19 protein-coding genes and 2 tRNA genes are annotated in these 23,010 nt (G+C 41.1%); 8 read left to right on the plus strand and 13 right to left on the minus strand.

Features of this window, described 5'->3' with window-relative positions:
* The first annotated feature begins 7 nt into the window (after positions 1-7).
* Positions 8-910: an AraC family transcriptional regulator gene (locus H8796_RS16650; RefSeq protein ID WP_117933005.1), complete on the plus strand. Its 903-nt coding sequence runs from the start codon at positions 8-10 to the stop codon at positions 908-910.
* Between the two features lie 2 nt (positions 911-912).
* Here the strand turns inward: H8796_RS16650 and H8796_RS16655 are convergent, their stop codons facing one another.
* Positions 913-1,497 (minus strand): Crp/Fnr family transcriptional regulator, encoded by a 585-nt coding sequence (locus H8796_RS16655; protein WP_008999267.1) that lies wholly within the window; start codon positions 1,495-1,497, stop codon positions 913-915.
* 15 nt (positions 1,498-1,512) lie between these two features.
* Here H8796_RS16655 and H8796_RS16660 point away from each other — a divergent pair, with 15 nt between their 5' ends.
* Both H8796_RS16660 and H8796_RS16665 read left to right on the plus strand, forming a co-directional pair.
* The gene (locus H8796_RS16660; RefSeq protein WP_117933007.1) at positions 1,513-2,334 is read left to right on the plus strand and encodes a DUF3845 domain-containing protein; all 822 of its coding nucleotides are present in this window, start codon (positions 1,513-1,515) and stop codon (positions 2,332-2,334) included.
* A 311-nt stretch (positions 2,335-2,645) separates the two neighbouring features.
* Positions 2,646-2,867, plus strand: coding sequence for a hypothetical protein (locus H8796_RS16665; RefSeq protein WP_117933009.1), 222 nt, complete (start codon positions 2,646-2,648; stop codon positions 2,865-2,867).
* A 44-nt stretch (positions 2,868-2,911) separates the two neighbouring features.
* Here H8796_RS16665 and H8796_RS16670 read toward each other — a convergent pair whose 3' ends face one another.
* On the minus strand, positions 2,912-3,766 hold the full coding sequence (locus H8796_RS16670; protein WP_117933011.1) for a hypothetical protein: 855 nt from the start codon (positions 3,764-3,766) through the stop codon (positions 2,912-2,914).
* Between the two features lie 38 nt (positions 3,767-3,804).
* On the minus strand, positions 3,805-4,047 hold the full coding sequence (locus H8796_RS16675) for a hypothetical protein (RefSeq protein WP_233530299.1): 243 nt from the start codon (positions 4,045-4,047) through the stop codon (positions 3,805-3,807).
* A 492-nt stretch (positions 4,048-4,539) separates the two neighbouring features.
* Between H8796_RS16675 and H8796_RS16680 the strand changes: the two genes are divergently transcribed.
* Positions 4,540-5,067 (plus strand): hypothetical protein, encoded by a 528-nt coding sequence (locus tag H8796_RS16680; protein ID WP_147340094.1) that lies wholly within the window; start codon positions 4,540-4,542, stop codon positions 5,065-5,067.
* Between the two features lie 119 nt (positions 5,068-5,186).
* On the opposite strand, the gene H8796_RS16685 is transcribed toward H8796_RS16680, so the two are convergent.
* From H8796_RS16685 to H8796_RS16705, 5 genes are all read right to left on the minus strand, one after another.
* Complete coding sequence (locus H8796_RS16685) at positions 5,187-5,636, minus strand: DUF5053 domain-containing protein (protein WP_117933017.1); 450 nt, start codon at positions 5,634-5,636, stop codon at positions 5,187-5,189.
* A gap of 532 nt (positions 5,637-6,168) precedes the next feature.
* A tRNA-Glu gene (locus H8796_RS16690) sits at positions 6,169-6,240 on the minus strand.
* 66 nt (positions 6,241-6,306) lie between these two features.
* Positions 6,307-6,393 (minus strand) — tRNA-Ser (locus H8796_RS16695).
* A 428-nt stretch (positions 6,394-6,821) separates the two neighbouring features.
* A complete protein-coding gene (locus H8796_RS16700; protein ID WP_187343834.1) occupies positions 6,822-8,249 on the minus strand; it encodes a VWA domain-containing protein in 1,428 nt (475 codons plus the stop codon).
* Positions 8,224-9,798, minus strand: coding sequence for an AAA family ATPase (locus H8796_RS16705; protein ID WP_117933021.1), 1,575 nt, complete (start codon positions 9,796-9,798; stop codon positions 8,224-8,226). Before H8796_RS16705 ends, H8796_RS16700 begins: the two co-directional genes overlap by 26 nt.
* A gap of 213 nt (positions 9,799-10,011) precedes the next feature.
* Here H8796_RS16705 and H8796_RS16710 point away from each other — a divergent pair, with 213 nt between their 5' ends.
* The 3 genes from H8796_RS16710 (at position 10,012) to H8796_RS16720 (ending at position 14,582) form a co-directional block, all read left to right on the plus strand.
* Entirely contained in the window at positions 10,012-10,455 is a 444-nt protein-coding gene (locus tag H8796_RS16710) for a hypothetical protein (RefSeq protein ID WP_008647198.1), read from the plus strand.
* A 262-nt stretch (positions 10,456-10,717) separates the two neighbouring features.
* Positions 10,718-12,382, plus strand: coding sequence for a putative transporter (locus H8796_RS16715; protein ID WP_004297845.1), 1,665 nt, complete (start codon positions 10,718-10,720; stop codon positions 12,380-12,382).
* A gap of 205 nt (positions 12,383-12,587) precedes the next feature.
* Complete coding sequence (locus tag H8796_RS16720) at positions 12,588-14,582, plus strand: fructose-1,6-bisphosphatase (protein WP_117933023.1); 1,995 nt, start codon at positions 12,588-12,590, stop codon at positions 14,580-14,582.
* Between the two features lie 214 nt (positions 14,583-14,796).
* Here H8796_RS16720 and H8796_RS16725 read toward each other — a convergent pair whose 3' ends face one another.
* The 5 genes from H8796_RS16725 to H8796_RS16745 form a co-directional block, all read right to left on the minus strand.
* Positions 14,797-15,945: an LA_2272 family surface repeat-containing protein gene (locus H8796_RS16725; protein WP_117933025.1), complete on the minus strand. Its 1,149-nt coding sequence runs from the start codon at positions 15,943-15,945 to the stop codon at positions 14,797-14,799.
* A 49-nt stretch (positions 15,946-15,994) separates the two neighbouring features.
* Positions 15,995-17,653 carry an AMP-binding protein gene (locus tag H8796_RS16730; RefSeq protein ID WP_004297838.1) on the minus strand — a complete coding sequence of 553 codons (1,659 nt, stop codon included), beginning with the start codon at positions 17,651-17,653 and terminating at the stop codon, positions 15,995-15,997.
* 253 nt (positions 17,654-17,906) lie between these two features.
* Positions 17,907-18,977, minus strand: a complete 1,071-nt coding sequence (locus H8796_RS16735; RefSeq protein ID WP_117933027.1) for a GDP-L-fucose synthase — start codon at positions 18,975-18,977, stop codon at positions 17,907-17,909.
* A 103-nt stretch (positions 18,978-19,080) separates the two neighbouring features.
* A complete protein-coding gene (gene gmd, locus H8796_RS16740) occupies positions 19,081-20,151 on the minus strand; it encodes a GDP-mannose 4,6-dehydratase (protein ID WP_117933029.1) in 1,071 nt (356 codons plus the stop codon).
* A 93-nt stretch (positions 20,152-20,244) separates the two neighbouring features.
* Positions 20,245-21,414, minus strand: a complete 1,170-nt coding sequence (locus H8796_RS16745; protein WP_117933031.1) for a dicarboxylate/amino acid:cation symporter — start codon at positions 21,412-21,414, stop codon at positions 20,245-20,247.
* Between the two features lie 109 nt (positions 21,415-21,523).
* Between H8796_RS16745 and gnd the strand changes: the two genes are divergently transcribed.
* On the plus strand, positions 21,524-22,999 hold the full coding sequence (gene gnd / locus H8796_RS16750; RefSeq protein ID WP_032846467.1) for a decarboxylating NADP(+)-dependent phosphogluconate dehydrogenase: 1,476 nt from the start codon (positions 21,524-21,526) through the stop codon (positions 22,997-22,999).
* Positions 23,000-23,010 lie beyond the last annotated feature (11 nt).

A 23,010-nucleotide genomic window follows, 5' to 3' on the forward strand; every position in this document is an offset into this window, starting at 1 on the left:
AGAGAGTATGTATATTCAAAATGTTCCAAAAGTAGGTATTTCTTCGGTAGTTCATTCTAAACATATAGATTCTGACAACATTGATGTTGTTGATAATGATATAGCGCTCTTCGACACGGAGAGCGTTATATCGTTGTATAATGGACCGACTAAACTGGAGGTGTTGACGGTAGGTCTTTGCCTGGAAGGTACTGGTACTTTCAATATTAGTTTACGTGAGTTTCAACTGTTTCCCGGATTAATGGTGATCGCGCTGCCTAATCAGATTGTCGAACAGCGGTGTTTCAGTTCCGACTTTAAAGCGATATTCTTTGCTGTGTCGAAGAACTTGTTGGAGACATTGCCTAAGATCAGTAATGTGCTTTCCTTATTCTTTTATCTGAAAGATTACCCGTGTTTCGATCTTACACCGCAGGAGCAGGAGACTGTGAAGGAATATCATGCATTTATCAGAAAACGGTTGAAGAATAAGGAGGCTTTATATCGTAAAGAAGTGGTAATGGGCTTGATGCAAGGGTTCTTTTTTGAGCTTTGTAATATCTTCACTAATCATGCGCCTGCCAATGCTACTACCATGAAGAATAAAAGCCGGAAAGAATATATCTTCGAACGTTTTTATGAGTCTTTGGTAGAGTCTTACCAGTCTGAACGGAGCGTAAAATTCTATGCTGACCAGTTGTGTCTGACACCTAAACATCTTTCGGGGGTGGTGAAAGAGGTCAGCGGAAAAACGGTGGGAGAGTGGATCGACGAACTGGTGATTCTGGAGGCGAAAGCGCTTCTGAATTCTTCAAGTATGAATATTCAGGAAATTGCTGACCGGCTGAATTTCGCCAACCAGTCGTTCTTTGGAAAGTATTTCAAGCATTATACCGGCATGTCTCCTAAAGAATACCGGAAAAGTCGTTAAAATCATAAAACACCGGAGCGTACACGGCTTAATGTCTCCGGTGTCATCAAAAGGTAAGAGGCGATGTGTGCCAGAGGTGCACGTTTGATGATTTCCGGATGTGTTTCGAGCAGGAGATTATAGCGTTCGCGGGCGGATTCAAAGCGCCAGGAGTCTGCTTTAATCTGTGACACGATCAGGGAGTATTCCAGTATCTTTTGGTAGAACATATTGATTTCCCAGTTCTCTTTTGCCAATTTTTGTATCATGTCGCGAGGGAACAGGTAGATGATGGAAGGTTCGAGGGTTTCCACGATCAGTCGGGTAGGTTCTTGTTTTAGAAAACTTTCAATGCACATCACGATACATCCTTCGTATGAGAAATGTTCGGTCACGTCTTTCCCGTTCTTGTAATAGTACTGCCTAAGCATCCCTTTGCCGACAAATACGATTTCATGAGCTACTTCTCCTTCATTCAGCGCTATTGCTCCTTTGGGAAATTCTTCACGAATCAGTATACTTTCTATCTGTCGTCTTCCTTCTATACTCATTTCCGGAAAGCGGGAATTTACAACAGCATTTACAGTCTCTCTTAATAATGTATCCATGTCTTTTCTGTCTTGATGTGTGCAAAAATACTAAAAACGGTTGACATAAATCAAGTGTGGTATAAAAAAGATGTATCTTTGTCCGCAAAATCAAGAGGTAAGATGATTATGAATAAGATAATAGGCTTGGCAGTGTTGCTGTTCTGTTTGAGTGGTTGTGTAAGGGATAATGATGCTATTTATTATCCGGTTGGCAACGTGGATGTGGAAAGAGGCGGTCCGGCTTTGGAGGCTGGAAAGGGTGATTTAATAGCCCGTAGTTACAATACCGAAGATTATGTACTGGACACGCTTGCACAATATCCGGGTGATCCGACGCTCGGTAAACTGACATTCATGGTCAGTCTGAAAAACCGGTTGGCAGATCAGGAGGTGAGTGGCTTTAATGGTGTCGGTCTATCCAAACTAACGATGAGTCTTGGATATAAAGACGGCAACTATCCGGCAGAAAGCCAGGTTCCTGTTTATACTTCGTCCGACGTGACTGCCAGTTATGCCATTAAACTCCGTTTAAAGGGAGAATTGACTTTAACAGGAGACGAATGGATGATTGACTATATTTATGCTCAATTAGCGGGTTTATTCCAGCCTTATCCCCCTACGTCTTTCCCGGAAGTGTTTATGTGTAAAGGGGGGGAGCAATCGTATGCTACGTTCGATTCTTTCCGTAGAACCTGGACGTTTGATATTACTTATGATCGTTCCAACCTTTCTTTCAGCCAACTGTATTTCAATCTGTTTGTGAATCTGGCAGGACAGAAAAGGGAGGATAGAGTCCGGTTGAGGATTGATAAGGAATCTTATTTCGAGATCTATAAAGAAAAAGAGGAAATGTAGTAAAACTGTATTTCCTCTTTTTCTTTGGTAGTGGGTACGAGAATCGAACTCGTATTACATGCGGAGAGGTGCTTTTGTGTGCCATTTAAAACGCTTGTAACCAATATCTTATAATGCTTATAAAATTCATTAGTATCGAACTTGCATTAAAAAACGGTACTCATACCCTTTTATAAATATCACCTCTTATATTTCATCTTTATCAAAGAACGTTTTAATATAAAATTAATCAATCAAGAATAACAAACATTATTTGCTCGAATTTAAGCGATCTATTTCTAGATTATCCGGCTAGTAGTAAAAATTATCTTATGGACTGGATTATTTGTATTATAGTGTTAGTTTTTTTACCACTTGCTTTTTTTATTTTTGGCTCTGGGTTGTATTTGATTTCTCGGATTGTATCTGATTTATCATCTCAAAAAGCCGAGGAACTTGAACGTCAGAAGCAGAAAGCCGAGTTAGAACAACTTGGGAAAGTTCTAAAAAAGAACGCTCCAGTTGTTTGTCGTGCGATTTTTCCCGATCAATAAGTTCCCAAGAATTAACAATAAGCTTAGCAATATCACTTAATTTTTCAATTGATGCCATTAGTTTCATTAATAAGCTCTCCCGTTAATTTGTTTAGCTTAAAAGATTCTCTTTCTTTATCTCCATTTTTATATACGATATCGAAAATAAAATCTATAGTATCGTCGTTAATGTTTATCGATTTGTCCTTTATTATAAATTCTTCGGAATACCCTTTATGTCGATAATTCCAAATATAAACGCCATTAGTGATATTAACTAAAGACACATATGGGTATGATACTCCCAGACCGCTAATATCATCAATTGGAATTAGATTATTGATGAAATTATATTCTAATGGTATTTTATTTATTTCATCACAATTTTTATCAAACAAAAAGTGATTTTTAAATCCTAATGTGATGAAATATCCGCCATACCAATTTTTAAGATTGGATACTGAATTATCATATCTATTGTAGTAGAGTCTTTTCTCTTTTCCGCCTAGTGTGGAAATAATTTCATTTGGACCACCATAATTCACTAACAAAATAATTCCATCATCTTTCATAATAAAGTTGGTTAAACTAATGTTGTCAATATTTCGTTCTTCAACTTCGCCAAACTCTAAATAAAATTTTTGATTAAATCCTCGGATCATTGATGTTGTATATTCGAATATCTTTTCTTTTCTGTCATTATATGCTGCAAACCACATATCGTCATTAAGAAATCCTGCTATTAGTGCATTTGTAGCAACATTGTTTTCGTACTGCCATCCTAAAGTTGGCTTAGTCACTCCCTTGGGTAAATTATACTCTTTTAAAAACTCATCTTGTTTGTTATCTTCGTCGCTACATGATTGAAAGAATAACACGGAAAAGAGTATTGTAAATGAAAACGTTAATAGTTTAGTCATAATTTTTTTTTTAGTGATTTACTTCTTTGATTATTGAATTACGAATTAAAATGCTTAATCTCCGCCGCTGTAAAGTTGCCCTCATGCGAAGCGCCTCCACCTGTATAGCAACTATACTTTCCATCCTCTGTAATCTCTTTGATTCGCATTTGCCTATTCGTCTTTGTCTCTACTACCAATTCGCCTATACTAAATTCGGTCGATTGAGCAGGTGATATGCTTTTCTTTGGATCGGTCGAAGAAAGATACTTTTCTTTGATTTCTCTAATGTCGTTAGTCATGCCCCAGATTTTGAAAAATAGGATTAATTGTAGGATTCCGAATATGAAAATGATTAAAATAATAAATGTTTCCATGATATTTAGTTTTTAGTGATTGTTTAATTTCTAACTATTGTCTGAACTTCTTCTCAAGGCTATCAATAAACTATTAAGATGTAATATAGGAGAGTATCTTTCAGATTGTGTGTTGCTATTTGCCCCAAAAGAATTAAACGGTAATAGAGTTTGTTTGCTTTTTCATGTTTACTTGTTTTTTGATATTTTGTGCTAAAGGTAATTGAAATATCAAAACCAGCAAAAGAAATTGTAGATAAAATAATAAATAATAGTAATGAGAATGTTATACTCATTCAAGTATAATGAATTCTCGAATTGATTGCTGGTAATTTACGGATGATCGTTATTCAACTTGAAAAAAACAGTAAAATGTTTGATTTGGTGCAAAGAAGTGTTTTTCTTTGCAGAAGTATTCACAAATCAAAACACATAGTTATGAAGAAAGCTCTATTGTTGCTAGTTGTAATTCTTTCAGTGAATGATTTATTAGCAAAAGGTTTTTTCCCTTTTAATGAAGTTAACAAGGAATGGAGCATTGGTATAATAGGCGGATATGTGGGATATGGAAGAGGAATATCAAATGGTGCGGTAGGAGTAAGTTTGGCAATAAAAGGTTTTTATGCTGGTGTTATGGGATGGCCTTCTTCTCATGAAAATGATATGGGAGTAGATAAGTGGTCTGATAAGACATCTGCTGTAGTTCATATAGGCTATCAAATTCCTATTGTGAAGAATTTAAGATTTATTCCAGTTATAGGATATGCGAAAATAGCATATGGCACTACAGATGGAAGTGATTATACCATATCTGATTCCGGTGTAGTACATAATAAGTTTTCAGAGAAAAAAAGTGTTTCGGGGTTAGATTTTGGTGGGGTGGCAGTCGTAAATATAAAAAAAGTAAATATAAATTTGGCTTTTACAAAATATTCTATTTTAGGTGGGATTGCGCTAGAATTTTGATATTAAATGTATTATCGTGATAATAGATTTTAGAAAAATCCAAGTAATCCGAGCTTTTTTTGTTTCCTAAAAAAGTCCCGCAATGGCTCAATTTGCGGGACTGGTGTCAAATAAGAATCTTAACCGAGTTTAAGCGATGTTTGATGAATCATTTCGCTTACATCCTTCAAAGCGTTTAAAAACGTTTGAAGTTCGTTATCAGTAAAGCGAGCCTTTTTCCCGTTTACGATATTGCCATTAATTCTTTGATATAGCCAATTTCTTGACTTGCCGAAATATTTCTTTGCGATATAGCTAAACGAAATAGCTTCCGGCAATTCTCCGAGTTTATCCCGTAATATAGTTTTTTCTGCTCTTTCTATAAAATCATTACAAGCATCTACGGTTGCTTTTAGTCCAGATTCAGACGCTTTTTTGTAGGCTTCTTTCTGGGCTTCTGGCAGTGCATTATATTTGGCTTGTATTTCTTTTTTGAAAGCATCTCTTTCTTCTTTGGTAGATAAGGTTTTGAATCGTTCAAAATCCGCTTTCATTTCGGGTGTAGGTAAGCAGGCGTTTATATCTATCATATTTTTTAAGTTTTAATCCCTCGCCAAAGGGAGGGAGATTAATTACTTTTTTGATTTTTCCTGAATTTCATTCATTCGAGTATGTCATTTATTAATGCTTCTCTTTCTTTTTATTTTCGGGAACCCCATAGGCTTCGTGAAATGAAGCGAGAAGTTTTAAATTCTCATATTCTTGTTCTAATTCCTTTCTTTCTTCATCTTTCATTGGTTAAACATTAAAATTAAGGACTCTTATTTGACTTTATAAAAGTAATAAGCGTCTGCTTATTATACAAGTTCTTGGCGAATTATTTTTAATGAATTAATGTAATCTATTACTTTCCTATTCATGTTATTATCATTTTTAGTATATATACGCAAACAGCGCATTAACGGGATAGCGCGATAATAATGCAAGATGAAAATTTGCATTAAATTTGCATCTTTTCTTTTAAAGATACCCGTTTATAACGCCTAAAAACGATACTTTGATATAGATATAGGGCAATAAAAAAGCCTCTTACTTGTTTGTAAGAGGCTGATAGTCAGGTCGTAGTGGGTACGAGAATCGAACTCGTATTACATGCGTGAGAGGCATGTGTCCTAACCGTTAGACGAACCCACCGGATTTTGATAGATTTAAAAAGAGCCAAGTCTATAAAACTTAGCTCTTTTTTATTTTGAGATTTTGCGGAAGCTGGGGGATTCGAACCCCCGGTACCCTTACGAGTACGTCAGTTTAGCAAACTGGTGGTTTCAGCCACTCACCCAAACTTCCTTGAACCCGCATTCTCTCTCAAATGCGGTGCAAATATAGGGGGAACTTTTGGACTACGCAAATCTTTTAGCAAGATTTTTTTTACCTGTTTTTTGTAAAATGAGATAACCTGCTATGTTTCAAATGTTAAACGGAGGAATTTTTTTTTGAAAGCTTTTAATTTTTATCGATGGGCGGACGACTTGAAACATATTGACGCTATCCGTTCATTATAGTGACGGTATCTTCATGGGATAGGGTAATCATCGGGATTGGATAGTGACGGTATATTTAACCTTGGAAAAGAGCATAAAAAAAGGCTATCTATCCCAGACAGCCAATCTTTTGTTAACCTTAAATCTAATACTATGAAAAACACAGTACAAATATACGGACTTCTGGTGAATTTGCAAATAAAACAAGAAAAAAGAGATGTTTTATAACATTGATTAAATGTTTGATTCCTCAATTATATTTTTATTAAGATTTTCAGCGTTTTGAACACTATATTCCCAATATTTATCACATAATTTCAGATAACTGCTCTCGGCACTTTTGCCTCCTAAAGAAATGGCATACATCTTTGTCTGTTTTGCTTTTGCATGTTCTATGGACTGGGATAACAGTTTATCGACGGGACGCATCTCAAAATCCGATACGGTGATGATGTCTGCTTCCATATATCCTTCTTCGCTGATTTTTCGCAGAGCATGCGTGATGACTGGTTCCATATCTGTGCCACCATGAAAAGATTGGCTTAGAAAATCGACAAGGCGGTCAAAACTACTCCCTAAATCGGTTATTTCAATACACTCGATATCATCGGAAAAAAGGATGACGTAACATTTCCGATGTTGTACTTCTGTCAATTCGGCAATGGCAAGTAGAGTAGATTTCGCAATTCTTTCCCGTTCGCCTGCCATAGAACCGGAAGTGTCCAGACAAACGATGAAAGGGCCTTCAGCTTCTTCGGACACTTCATTTCCTACTGTTTTCTTATCATTGATGGTTTGCTTCTCGTGCGATTGATAATCGATGACTTGTAGTCTCTTCTCTATGAAACGTTCGAAAAATACGGGTTGCAGGCTCTTCTCCGCCAGATAACAGTATTCCAGAGGGAGAAGGCTATTCAAATCATTTCCTTCACAAATGCCTGCAATATCGCTTCGGGTGGCGTGAGATATAATTTGTTCCCGATGAATACCTGCGGTCATTTTGAAACGTTTCCGGCTACTTTGGTGTTTCTTGCCTAAGATTTCTACCAGTTCGCGGATAACGGGATTTCGTTTGATTGTTTCTTCGTATTCTAAAATCTGTTCCGCTATCTGTTTATGATTGCGAAGCAGCCAGACGAGGCGTGAGCCACCGCGTACCGGAAGATTTTTGGCTAATGACAGTTGAATACGGTAGAAATCCTCACAGAGTTGTTCGATATGTTCCATCTGATAGTTGAACTCATTGTTCGAGAGCAGCGTATGCCACTTGTCGAAAAAGAGAGTCCGTAGCGCTTTCCATTCTTTGGAACGCGGGCTGATTGCATCAAAACGTTGGAGATAGTATTTTACGTTGAGGTCTACCAGGTGATATTTCATGGAGAAGGGGTATGCGCTGTTTTTCAGGAATTGAAGAAACTTTGCGTCCGATGCTTCATTCATTTCATGAAAGTATTCCCATTGCGATGCATAACGGGAGTAGAAATCTTGCAGGGAGGGTTGTGTGTGACGAAAATACAGGTGAATGTCCGCATCCAGTTCTTCGGGACGGATAATCAGATTGTGTAGTTGTTCGTCGTACACATCATAGGCTATTCCCTGCAATTTTTCGTAATAAATGTCTTGCAGGTGTTTGAGCCTAATACTCTCTGTTCTCTTGTTCATGGGCATGAGCGATGATGCGAAGTTCGTTCCGGTAGTTTTCTATGATATGTGCAGTCTCCCCTAAGATTCGCTTAATTTTGCTTTTTTGCGATGAGCTTAAGAAAAGATGTTCCTTTGTATATGCTGTTTCCCGCTCGGAGATTGTTTTATATTCTACCTCCATCTGATGAAGTAAATCTATCACTTCCTGCAATGTAAATTCGAACGGAGTACTGCCGTCCTGCTGTGCTGGCAAAGGTTCGCAATTATCATAACATAGTAGTGGATACTCCTGATTGTTGACGAAAACGGATCGTTTCCCTTTCCGGAGGGAATAAATATTCTTTTGTGCGATATTTCTGTTCTTTACGAAATCGTAGGCTTTCAGGATTTTGTTGACCGGACGGAATTTATCCTGTTGGATATAAAACAACCGGTTGCTGTCTTTCCTCAAAGATTGGTAATCCGAAGCAAAGATGAGTAAATTTCCGGCAATGTGGTAACCTTCTATGCGATGATAGAAGGTATCTACGACCTGGATTCCCGGATCACTAAGTTCCCGTAGGCTGTGTTCGGACTTCATGTTTTCTTTCAATGTATCCAGTTTCTGTTCCAGTCGTTTTTCTCCCAATAAATATGTATTGATTCCCCGTGCAATCGACTGTTCCACTATGTTTTCGATGATGGGGAGCTGCGAAACTTCATCCCACAGGCAGGCACTCATCAGCAAGCAGTCGGAGAAGTGAATTCCCGGAGATTCGTTCAGATAGGCCGAGGTGCGGAGCAGACCTACTATTTTTTTCCAACGGCGGTCGGATATGTAGATGGGAGGGGTGTTTTCATCCCGTCCTGTATTATATTGTTCGATTTCTCGTTTGATATTGTGAATCAGCTCGAAGATGGTATAGTGGATACCTACTTTCTCACTTTCAGCTTGTATTTGATTGTATAATTCATCGTCTACCTGGAGTTTTGCCGGGATTTCAGGTTCTACTTCCCGTGTAGAAGAAATCATCTGGTCGAAAGCATATTCCTGTTCAATGCATCCGACAAACTGGCGGATCAGGAAACGGTCGTATAAGGCTTCCAGTCCTTCACCTTTTGCGGGTAGTTCGTTGGACGCGGCAATCAGCGCTTTCAGAGGAACACGCACCGTAAATTGTCCGTTGCGATATATCTTTTCATTGATTACTGTCAAAAGAGAATTTTGGATGGCAGGACCGGCTTTCCATATTTCATCCAGGAAGACAATCGATGCTGTCGGCAAGTATCCTTTTGTAATACGTTCGTATGTATCTTCATCTTTCAATTTTGAGATGGAGACGGGGCCGAATATTTCATCCGGTGTACTGAAACGGGACATCAGATATTCAAAAGCATCCGCATCTTTAAATGCCAGTTTGAGCCTGCGCGCCACTAAGCTCTTGGCTACTCCCGGAGGGCCCAGTAGAAAGATACTTTCACTTGCCATGGCAGATAATAGGGAGAGTGCGATGGTATGTTCTTTTTCGAATACTCCCTCATTGAGGGATTTCAGCAGTTGGGTGATATGGGATTTGATTGACTTCATGCGACAGATGATTTCATGTGTTGTTAGCAGGAGGCAAAGATACAAGAATTCTTTGAAATAGACTTCATTGGGGGGATTTACCCCTAGATTTAGGCAATTTCCTCCCGATAAGTAGGAGTTTTCAGTTTTAGATGGAAAATTCATTCTCTACTTTTGTTCTATCGAAAGATAAATGATAGATAATAATTAGAGAACCGTTAAAAATAAAGGAATATGAAAACGAACACATTTAAATACTTCGGTTTGGCTTTGATGGCTATATTGATGGTAAGTTTTACCTCTTGCGAAGTGGAAATAGACAGTTTCTATGATGATGATAATAATGGTGCAGGGTACTATAATCGTTCGGCTGATTTGTGTAGCCGTACCTGGGTTAGTTTCTACCGGGACATGGACGGTAACTATTGCCGTCAGGAACTGGATTTCTTTTTAGATCGTACGGGAATTGACTATATACGGGTGGAATATCCTAACGGAGCAGTAGAGCAGTATGAATATAATTTCCGTTGGAGCTGGGAGAATTATGCGCAGACTTCCATTCGTATGTCATACGGACCGAATGATGTTTCATACCTGGATGATGTGTACATCGGTGGAAACAGGCTAAGCGGTTATTTGGACGGACGAAATAACTTTGTAGAGTTTCAGGGGAAATGATGAAAGATAAAACGGAAAGAAACAGAGGGAAAAAGATCGTTTGATGGATAACAAGATGCAGGTGAAAAGAGAAGGATAAGATAGTTAAGATAGAAATAGGATAGTTATTAGGAACAAAATAATAGGTAACGAAGTAAAAGGGTAATCAATAAGATTTCAGGATATATGATTCAGGGTATAAATAGGGCGCGAAATGAAAGCTTAAAAGTTTTGAACCGGACTAAATAGTTTTTATCTTTGCGCCCTATTAGTTTTTATATACATGGAGTGGTTATATAGTCTATTTCTCGAACATTCTGCCTTACAGGCTGTCGTGGTACTTTCATTGATTTCTGCCATTGGTCTGGGCTTGGGAAGAGTGCATTTCTGGGGAGTTTCCCTGGGAGTCACTTTTGTTTTTTTTGCAGGCATCCTCGCCGGCCATCTCGGGCTTTCGGTCGATCCACAGATGTTGAACTACGCAGAAAGTTTCGGACTGGTCATTTTCGTTTATTCTCTCGGTTTGCAAGTCGGTCCCGGTTTCTTTAGCTCTTTCCGCAAAGGAGGGGTAACACTGAATATGCTGGCATTGGGAGTTGTTCTGTTGGGAACGTTGTTGACGGTGGTGGCCAGTTATGCGACAGGCGTTTCTCTTCCTGATATGGTTGGTATCCTTTGTGGAGCAACGACGAATACTCCGGCGTTGGGAGCCGCACAACAAACATTGAAACAGATGGGAATGGACAGCAGTACTCCTGCTTTAGGATGTGCGGTAGCCTATCCGATGGGGGTAGTTGGTGTAATCCTTGCCGTTTTATTAATTCGCAAAGTGCTGGTTCGCAAAGAAGACTTGGAGATAAAAGAGAAAGACGATGCGAACAAAACCTACATTGCAGCGTTTCAAGTACACAATCCTGCTATTTTCAATAAAAGCATCAAGGATATAGCTCGCATGAGTTACCCGAAGTTTGTCATCTCCCGCTTATGGCGTGACGGACATGTAAGTATTCCGACTTCTGACAAGATATTGAAGGAAGGTGACCGTTTGCTGGTGGTAACTGCGGAGAAAGATGCTTTGGCCTTGACTGTGCTTTTTGGTGAACAGGAAAATACGGATTGGAATAAAGAGGACATTGACTGGAATGCGATTGATAGTGAATTGATTTCGCAACGTATTGTCGTTACCCGCCCCGAACTGAATGGTAAGAAACTCGGTTCACTCCGGTTGAGAAATCATTATGGGATTAACATCAGTCGCGTTTACCGGTCGGGTGTGCAGTTGCTTGCTACTCCGGGATTGGTACTTCAATTAGGAGACCGCCTGACGGTAGTGGGAGAGGCTGCTGCTATTCAGAATGTGGAGAAAGTACTTGGAAATGCTGTAAAAAGCTTGAAAGAACCCAATCTGGTTGTTGTGTTTATCGGCATCGTACTCGGTTTGGCATTGGGGGCGATTCCTTTCTCTTTTCCGGGTGTCAGTACTCCTGTGAAGCTGGGATTAGCGGGTGGACCGATTATCGTTGGTATCCTTCTGGGAACTTTTGGACCGCGGATACACATGATTACTTATACCACCCGTAGCGCGAATCTGATGCTGCGTGCCTTAGGACTTTCCATGTACCTTGCTTGTCTGGGACTGGATGCCGGAGCTCATTTTTTCGACACCGTATTCCGTCCGGAAGGTTTGTTATGGATCGCTTTAGGAGCCGGATTGACTATTGTTCCAACCGTACTGGTGGGTTTTGTGGCTTTCAAGATGATGAAGATTGATTTCGGCACTGTATCCGGTATGTTGTGCGGAAGTATGGCAAATCCGATGGCACTGAACTATGTAAACGATACAATTCCCGGCGACAACCCATCCGTAGCCTACGCGACTGTTTATCCGCTGTGTATGTTTCTGCGGGTAATTATCGCTCAAGTGTTGTTAATGTTCTTGTTGAATTGAGAATTGAGAATTGAAAATTGAGAAATGATGGATTTGTAAATAAAAAGAAGCCATTTCTTAATCAGGAATCGTTTAAAATAGATAAATTTGTAACAAGAAAAGGAGAGGAATTAATAAATTCCTTTTTTGAGTTACTAAATGGTAAGTTGTCAACTAATAATAAGTTGCCGATTAATAAATTGTAAATAGTAAAATAGTAAATAGAATGACTGCTCAAAGTAACATAACTCCTGAAAGCATTGTGAGTGATCTCCGTTACCTGCAACTGCTTTCCCGAAGTTTTCCTACCATTGCCGATGCCAGTACGGAAATAATCAACTTAGAGGCTATCTTAAATCTACCTAAAGGGACAGAACATTTCCTGACTGATATTCATGGAGAATATGAAGCTTTTCAGCATGTACTGAAAAATGCTTCCGGTGCGGTAAAACGTAAAGTAAATGAAATATTCGGCAACACTCTTCGTGAAGCTGAAAAGAAAGAAATCTGTACTTTGATTTACTATCCCGAAGAGAAACTCCAATTGGTGAAGGCCCGTGAAAAGGATCTGGACGATTGGTATCTGATTACGCTGAACCAACTGGTGAAAGTCTGTCAGAATGTGTCTTCCAAATATACCCGTTCGAAGGTTCGTAAATCACTACCTGCCGAATTCTCTTATATCATTCAGGAGTTATTGCACGAATCGTCTATCGAACCGAATAAGCATGCTTATATTAATGTAATTATCAGCACAATAATCACTACGAAGCGTGCCGACGATTTCATTATCGCTATGTGTAATCTGATTCAGCGCTTGACTATTGATTCTCTTCATATCGTAGGTGATATTTACGACCGTGGTCCCGGTGCACATATCATTATGGATACATTGTGTAATTACCACAACTTCGATATTCAATGGGGAAATCATGATATTCTTTGGATGGGAGCAGCTTCTGGTAATGATAGTTGTATCGCTAACGTGATACGTATGTCCATGCGCTATGGTAATCTGGGTACACTTGAAGACGGATACGGAATCAATTTGCTTCCACTGGCTACTTTTGCAATGGATACGTATGCCGATGATCCTTGCACAATCTTCATGCCGAAAATGAACTTTGCCGATGCTCATTATAATGAGAAGACTTTGCGTTTGATTACTCAAATGCATAAAGCCATTACCATTATCCAGTTTAAGCTGGAAGCTGAAATCATCGACCGCCGTCCGGAATTCGGAATGGCTAATCGTAAACTTCTGGAGAAGATTGATTTTGAACGCGGCGTCTTTGTATATGAAGGAAAAGAATATGCTTTGCGTGATACCAACTTCCCGACTGTAGACCCGGCAGATCCTTACCGATTGACTGAAGAAGAACGTGAATTGGTAGAAAAGATTCATTATTCATTTATGAATAGTGAGAAATTGAAGAAGCACATGCGTTGTCTGTTTACCTATGGCGGCATGTATCTGGTCTCAAACTCGAATCTTCTTTATCATGCTTCTGTTCCTCTGAATGAGGATGGCAGCTTTAAACATGTCAAAATACGTGGTAAGGAATACTGGGGACATAAATTGCTGGATAAAGCCGATCAATTGATCCGTACCGCTTATTTCGATGAAGAAGGAGAGGAGGATAAGGAATTTGCTATGGATTATATCTGGTATATGTGGTGTGGTCCGGAAGCTCCTTTGTTCGATAAAGATAAGATGGCGACTTTTGAGCGCTATTTTGTAGAAGATAAAGAGTTACATAAAGAAAAGAAAGGCTATTATTACACATTGCGTAACCGGGAAGATATTTGTGACCAGATTTTGACAGAGTTTGGAGCTTCAGGGCCTCATTCGCATATTATCAACGGTCATGTGCCTGTGAAGACGATTCAGGGAGAACAACCTATGAAAGCCAATGGCAAGCTTTTTGTGATTGATGGTGGTTTTTCAAAAGCTTATCAGCCGGAAACGGGAATTGCGGGATATACGCTTGTTTATCATTCTCATGGTATGCAACTCGTACAGCACGAACCGTTCCAATCCCGTCAGAAAGCCATTGAAGAGGGGCTTGATATCAAATCGACCAACTTCGTTCTCGAATTTAATTCGCAACGAATGATGGTGAAAGATACCGATAAGGGAAAAGAACTGGTGACTCAAATACAGGATTTGAAGAAATTGCTTGTTGCTTATCGTACTGGTCTGATAAAGGAAAAGATATAAATACTATCTCTTTGCAATATAAAATTCAATAATTTTTAGTGTTTTGAGTGATTCGTTCCACCTGGGTGGGACTAAACAGCGACCTGGGTGGGACGAAAGGAAAACCTTGGTGGAACGAAACAAGCATCCAGGTGGAACGAATTATAATTAGTAAGGCAATGTCTTGATATTAGTGTTTTAATCTGTTCAGCAGTATATCTTGCCTGATTCCTGTTTAGAAAAGAACAATACCTGCTTCTATAATCGCCCCTTTATCGTAATTGCTTGATTTATTATAGAATCTGGTTAACCCATAACCACCTGTTGCAAAGATGCCGAACTTCCTGGTAAATTGATATTCCAGATTGGCACGTGCCTGCAATGCATATAAACGTTTCGGAATTACCTCGTCTTTGTTATCGAACGCCTCGATATGCTGGTAGCCAAGGTCTCCGCTGATGGATAAGCCTTTGTAAAGAGGGAAGGACAAACCGGCACGATAGGATGCACTTGCCGAAAACTTATCATTCAACCCCTGATACATGGAGCCGACTCCCAGAATGGTATAAAACAATTGGTTCTTGAAGCGTACACCTATATTGGCAGGCGTAGCATTTCCACCATACACCATCATTTGCACTCTTGTATCAGGATTCGCATTAACCAATCCGAGTTGGAATCCCTTCATATCTTCTTTGTAATAATTGACAAGGCCAATTTGAAGTCCGCGGGCCTGCGTTGCATAATTACATAATGCTATTTGCACCCCATTTAGTTTCGATGCGGTTATGTTGGCAATTCCTGCAATCTGCAAGCCGTTCATGTGTTCGCCTACTACATTTAAAAGTCCGGAAGCCATCAAGCCGCCGAAGCTCTGCCCTGTAATATTTGCCGCTCCGGAAAAGTGTAGCCCTGAAGCCATATTGCCCGTCACATTCATGAAACCGCTAATCATTAACCCCGAGGTATTATCTCCTCCGATACTGGTTAAACCGGATATGATTACTCCCTGCGTTCTGTCGCCAGTGATATTTACCAGTCCGGCAGCAGAAAGTCCTACGGTGTTGTTACCGCTGATATTACTGATACCGGCCAGTTGGACACCCCTCATTGTTCCGCCTGCCAGGTTGGCTAATCCGGTGATCTGTACTCCGTTCATGTCACCATGTACCACACTTCCCAATGCATTGATACCCACACCGTTCAAGCGATTCATTGTAGACAGGAGACCGATGTTCACATAAGTCGTCTGTGTACTGTCATGCGGTTGCGTACAAATATCTTTCCAGATAGATATATTAATACCTGCACTCTTGTTCTGTGCCGGTAAACAAACGGCAGCCATTAGTATAGCTGCCGTGAATATTGTTTTCTTTATCTTCATTCCTTTCTCTTTTCGGTTTAAGTTATATCTCTATGCAGCTAACTTTATATTAGCCTTTTGCTTCCTGATATAAATAACGTTTGATGCTCTTCTTCGGTGTCTTTTCGAATTCTTCCGGATAGATTTTCATCTTGGATATTTGGCTGTAAGCCGGTAGCGTATCATTCAGTGCCACACGGTTTTCTTCCATTATTTGCTCGATGTCTTCATTCTTCAGGCCATGAGCGAAAGCGTCGTCAAAATCAGGATAAACAAGTCCGACAAGTTTTTCGTTTTGCTGAACGATGATACTTTCAGCCACGTATGGCAGATTGTTCAATTTATCTTCAATTTCTTCCGGATAGATATTCTGTCCGCTGGCACTCAATAACAAGTTCTTGCTGCGTCCTTTGATCGTAACATTTCCTTCGGCGTCCATCAAAGCCAGGTCACCTGTATGCAGCCATCCGTCTTTGTCGATAACTTCTTGGGTAGCTTCTTCGTTTTTGTAATATCCCAACATCACATTTGGACCCTTACATACGATTTCGCCAACAATGTTCTCGGGATCAGATGACAACACTTTCACATCCATACGTGGTACAGCTTTTCCGCATGAACCCGGTTTGAATCTTCTCCAATCCTCGTAACAGATAATCGGACCACATTCCGTCATTCCATATCCTACTGTATAAGGGAAATCAATCATTTTCAAGAACTGCTCTACTTCCTGATTGAAAGCGGCACCTCCTACAATAACAGCTTTGAAGTTTCCGCCAAATGCTTTAATCATTTCTTCGCGTACCGTTGCTTTTATCTTGTCATTGATGATAGGCACTTTTAGTAAGATCTTCATTGCAGGAGTTTCCAATTTCGGAAGCACGCTCTTCTTGATAATTTTTTCGATGATAAGCGGTACGGCAACAATCAGATTAGGTTTCACCTCTTCGAAAGCTTGGAAAATGATTTTCGGACTCGGCATGCGAGTAAGGAAGTAGATGTGGCAACCCACGGAGAACTCATAAAGGAATTCGAAAGCCAGTCCGTACATGTGTGCCATAGGGAGCATGGATACGATCTTATCTCCGGCTTGCAGGTCTAACACTTCAAAAGCAAATTTGGTATTCGACCACAGACTGCGATAGGGGAGCATTACTCCTTTCGAGTAACTTGTTGTTCCTGAAGTATAATTGATAACAGCCAGTTCTTCCGGTTCATCCTTATGATAAGCGATATGCTCTGTGCGGAAATTTTTCGGATATTTTTTGCCGAACATTTCGTTCAGGTGTTCGCGTGCATAAGTCAGTCGTTCGCTGCGTGACACTAGCAGGGTGAAGTCGTTCATCATCAGGATACCCTCCAGTAGCGGCATTGCCGACTCATTCAGGTTTTCCCATACCATGTCTCCTACAAGCAGTAATTTTGCTTCGGAATGGTTGACGATGTTATGTATATTGTCCGCTTTAAATTCATGGAGGATGGGTACAACAACTGCCCCATACGTCAGTGTAGCAAGGAAAGTGACTCCCCAATGTGAGCTGTTTCTTCCGCAAACAGCAATCTTATCTCCTTTGCGGATTCCACTTTCTTCAAAAATGATATGGAGTTTTTCGATCTTGCGAGCTACGTCTTTATACTGTAAAGTTGCACCTTTATAATCGGTCAGGGCATCCAGGTCCCAATTATTTTTGATACTATTCTCAATATAGGCTATAAAACTTTGTTCCATTGTTTTGCACATTTGGTATTAATTTGTGCAAATATAGCAATTATATTAATAATGAAGAATTAAGAGGGAAGAATTTTTGGAAATGGGGGAAGGGCGATGTAGTGAGATTGCGACAGGCTGGTAGGAGGAAAGATTATGCTTATAGCTAATTTCATTATGCTATAACCAAAAATCATTATGCTATAATCAAAAAAAAATATGCTATAAGCAAAAAGATTTCTGCTCATAGCATATTGATTGATTCTTTAAATTCTTATTTCAAGTACCATTCGTACATTCTTTGTACGCCTTCCTCGATTTCAATTTTATGGTGCCACCCCAAAGAGTGCAGTTTCGAAGGATCGGTCAGCTTGCGCATAGTGCCGTCCGGTTTGCTGCTGTCGAAGGTCAGTTTTCCTTGATACCCTACAGTTTCTACAATACGTTCGGCCAGCTGACGGATGGTGATTTCCTTACCGGTGCCGATGTTGATATGGCAGTTGCGGATATCTTTGCTACCTTCTTTATAGGTATCTTTGAAGTCTACGTGCTCCATTACGAAGACGCTGGCATCTGCCATTTCTTCGCTCCAAAGGAACTCGCGGAGTGGAGTACCTGTACCCCAAAGAGTGACTTCCGTTTCGCTGATTCCGTATTTTTGCAGAATAGTCAGGATTTCTTCTTTCGGACTGTCGCCATTCACACCTTCCACCGGACGCAGATTCATATCCTTGCGTACTGCTTCCCAGTTTCCTTCTTTCAGACAGTGTGCCAGATGAATCTTCCGGATCATGGCAGGCAGTACATGACTGCGCTCCAAGTCGAAATTATCATTCGGTCCGTAAAGGTTTGTCGGCATCACAGCGATGTAGTTCGTTCCATATTGCAGGTTGAAACTTTCGCACATTTTCAGTCCGGCAATTTTAGCGATTGCATACGGCTCGTTGGTATATTCCAACGGTGAAGTAAGCAATACATCTTCCTTCATCGGCTGTTCGGCGTCACGTGGATAAATACACGTGCTACCCAAGAAGAGTAACTTCTTTACATGGTGGCGGAAGCTCTCTCCGATGATATTCTGTTGAATTTGCAGATTCTTGTAGATAAAGTCGGCACGGTAGATGCTGTTCGCCATGATACCACCCACAAAGGCAGCAGCGAGGAATACATATTCCGGTTGTTCTTCATCGAAAAAATTACGGACAGCCATGCCATCCAGCAGATCAAGCTCTTTGTGAGTGCGGCCTACCAGATTGGTGTATCCTTTATCCTGCAAATTCTTCCAGATAGCAGATCCCACAAGTCCGCGGTGTCCTGCTACATATATCTTTGCATTCTTTTCCATTCTATCTTTTATTAGTTCACCACAGAGGACACAGAGGACACGGAGGATTTTATTTTTTTCTCTGTGTCCTCTGCGTCCTCTGTGGTGAAATGAAATTCATTTTTTAATGTTTGGTAGCAATCATTCGTCTCACTTTCTCCATATCGTGGCGAACCATGATACTTACCAGTTCTTCGAATGATGTTTTACGCGGATCCCAGCCCAACAGTGTTTTAGCTTTAGTCGGGTCGCCCAGCAATTGTTCTACTTCCGATGGGCGGAAATACTTCGGATCAACTTCTACCAGAGATTTTCCGGTAGCTACGTCGATACCTTTTTCATTTACGCCTTCACCTTCCCAACGAAGCTCGATCCCTGCTTCTTTGAATGCTAACGTTGCGAATTCGCGCACCGTGTGCATTTCTCCGGTAGCAATAACGAAATCTTCGGGAACATCATGTTGCAGGATCAGCCACATACATTCGATGTAATCCTTGGCATATCCCCAGTCGCGGCGTGCATCCAGATTACCCAGGTACAGTTTGTCCTGTTCGCCCTGTGCGATACGTGCGGCAGCAAGCGAAATTTTACGGGTAACGAACGTCTCACCACGGCGTTCGCTCTCGTGATTGAACAAAATACCGTTTACTGCAAACATACCATAGCTTTCGCGGTAGTTTTTAGTAATCCAGAAACCATATTGTTTGGCTACCCCATACGGAGAACGGGGATAGAATGGAGTTGTCTCTTTTTGTGGAACTTCCTGCACCTTACCGAACAATTCGGAAGTAGAAGCCTGATAGATGCGGGTTTTCTTTTCCAGTCCCAGGATGCGTACAGCTTCGAGCATACGCAACGTACCGATAGCATCTGCTTCGGCAGTGTATTCCGGAACGTCGAACGAAACCTTCACGTGGCTTTGAGCTGCGAGATTGTAGATTTCATCCGGTTGCACCTGTTGAATAATACGAATTAACGAACTAGAATCTGTCATATCCCCATAATGCAGATTAATCGTACGTTTCTGTTTCATGTCGCGCACCCACTCGTCAAAATACAAATGTTCAATACGTCCTGTATTGAACGAAGAAGAACGACGGAGTATACCGTGTACTTCGTAACCTTTTTGCAATAGAAATTCGGCAAGATAAGAACCATCTTGCCCGGTGATGCCTGAAATTAGGGCTTTTTTCATACGCTATTATTTAATATAATTGAAAATGTGGGTGCAAATGTCGGCATTTTTTGTGACCTAGCCAAGTGACTTTCCAATTATTTTTCAGCACAGTCATTCAGCACGGTTTTTTCCCATTATTTTGTCGATAATCAAAGCGATAGCTCCGTCTCCCGTCACATTGCAGGCAGTACCGAAACTATCCATCGCGATGTAAAGCGCAATCATCAAAGCCTGTGCCGATTCGTCGAAACCGAGCATGGATTGCAGAATCCCCAGGGAAGCCATGATTGCTCCACCCGGAACTCCCGGAGCGGCTACCATAGTGATACCCAGCATAAAGATAAACCCGGCAAACAGGGGGAAGTCGAACGGCATTCCCTGCATCATCATCAATGCCAGTGCGCAGGCTACAATTTTCAGTGTACTGCCCGATAGATGGATGGTGGCGCATAGCGGAATCACGAACCCGGCTACTTCGGCAGATACTCCGTTCTTTTTGGCTTGTTCCAGTGTCACGGGAATGGTGGCTGCAGATGATTGTGTACCCAATGCCGTGAAGTAAGCGGGCAGCATTTTGCTAAGCAATTTGAATGGATTTCTATGCACAAACAATGCCGCAATGGAATACTGAAAAACCAACAGGAAAATATGAAGAACGAAGATGACTCCGATAATTTTAATAAACACCATCAGGATAGAATATACTTGTCCCGAATGTGTCATGTTGAGGAATATGCCGAAGATATAAAGCGGTAGCAACGGTAGAATGACGGCACTTATCATTCGTACGATAATTTCCTGAAAATCACGTGCCACATTTTTCAATGCGTCGCTGTTGAGTGACGCCAGTCCTAACCCCAGTGTGAAAGCTAAAATCAGAGCTGTCATTACGTTCATCAGTGGCGGAATGGAGACGGAGAAGTAGGGGAGGATTCCCTGTGCTTCGCTTACTTCTTCAAGTGGCGCACCCGGTTCGATGAGCGAAGGAAATACCGTGACCCCTGTGAAATAGGAGAGAAAGCCTGAAAAAAGAGTAGCGAAGTAGGCGATCAAAGCCGTCACGAGTAGCATTTTTCCTGCACCTTTTCCGATGTCGGCAATAGCCACAGTAACCAGTCCGACGATAATCAATGGGATAGAGAAATTGAGAAATTCACTGAAAATGCCATTGAACGTAACAAATATTCGCACTAGCGGAGCCGGGAAAACTGTGCCGATGGCAATACCCAAAATGATGGCGATAACGATGCGTGCCAACAAACCGATTTTGATCTTCTTCATCCTTGATTTTATTTGTAGACTACAAAAATAATATTTTAATCTAAAATATTGCGAACAAATATGCATTTCAAATGTTACTAAGATAAAGAATATTCAAAATATACAAGTTATGGCAAATCAGAATAAAACAGATATCGGACTTATCGGCTTGGCTGTGATGGGCGAGAATCTTGCTTTAAACATGGAGAGTAAGGGATGGCACGTGTCGGTTTATAACCGTACTGTTCCCGGAGTAGAAGAGGGGGTGGTAGAACGCTTCCTGAATGGTCGTGCAAAAGGTAAAAACATCGAAGGATTCACAGATATAAAGGCATTTGTAGATTCGATAGCTATTCCCCGTAAGATTATGATGATGGTTCGTGCCGGAAGTCCGGTTGACGAACTGATGGATCAGCTTTTCCCGTTGCTTTCACCGGGAGACATCCTTATTGATGGCGGTAATTCTAATTACGAAGATACGAACCGCCGTGTCCAACTGGCGGAATCAAAGGGATTTCTTTTCGTCGGTAGCGGTGTGTCCGGTGGTGAAGAGGGAGCCTTGAATGGAGCTTCTATCATGCCCGGTGGTTCGGAAAAAGCATGGCCGGAAGTGAAGCCGATTCTTCAAAGTATTGCGGCAAAAGCACCGGATGGCACTCCTTGTTGTCAATGGGTGGGTCCTGCCGGCTCCGGTCATTTTGTGAAGATGATTCACAACGGTATCGAATATGGTGATATGCAACTGATCGCCGAAGCCTATTGGGTGATGAAAAAGTTGCTTGATCTGACCAATGAGGAAATGGCTGATGTCTTTGCCCGTTGGAACGAAGGCAAACTTCGCAGTTATCTGATCGAAATCACCGCCAACATTTTGCGGCATAAAGACAAATCCGGAGGTTATCTCATTGATAAAATCCTGGATGCAGCCGGACAGAAAGGAACCGGAAAATGGTCGGTTATCAATGCGATGGAACTCGGTATGCCGTTAGGGCTAATTGCCACGGCGGTATTCGAACGAAGCCTTTCTTCACAGAAAGACTTGCGTCACCTGGCTTCCAAGCAATTCCAGTGTCAACATACACAACCTATATATAATAAGGCGGAACTCGTAAAGAATATCTTTTCTGCTCTTTATGCTTCCAAACTCGTCTCTTATGCCCAGGGATTCGCCGTGTTGCAACGTGCTTCCGACGCTTTCGGCTGGCATCTCGACCTGGCTTCCATTGCGCGTATGTGGCGTGGGGGATGCATCATTCGCAGTATATTCCTGAACGATATTGCAGCTGCCTTCGAAGCCACCGACAAGCCTAAACACTTGTTGTTGGCTCCTTATTTTAAAGAAGAAATGAAGACATTGCTTCCCGGATGGAAGAGCCTGGTGGCGGAATCCATGAAAGAAGAACTTCCCGTTCCTGCTTTCTCCTCTGCCCTCAACTATTTCTATTCGCTTACTTCTGCCGATCTGCCCGCCAACCTTGTGCAGGCACAACGCGATTATTTCGGTGCGCACACTTTTGAGCGTAAGGATGAGTTGCGCGGACAGTTCTTCCACGAGAACTGGACAGGCCACGGAGGAGATACGAAATCGGGCACCTATAATGTTTGAGTAAACCTATA

It is taken from the genome of Bacteroides sp. M10 (genome assembly GCF_014334015.1).
Classification (GTDB): domain Bacteria; phylum Bacteroidota; class Bacteroidia; order Bacteroidales; family Bacteroidaceae; genus Bacteroides; species Bacteroides intestinigallinarum.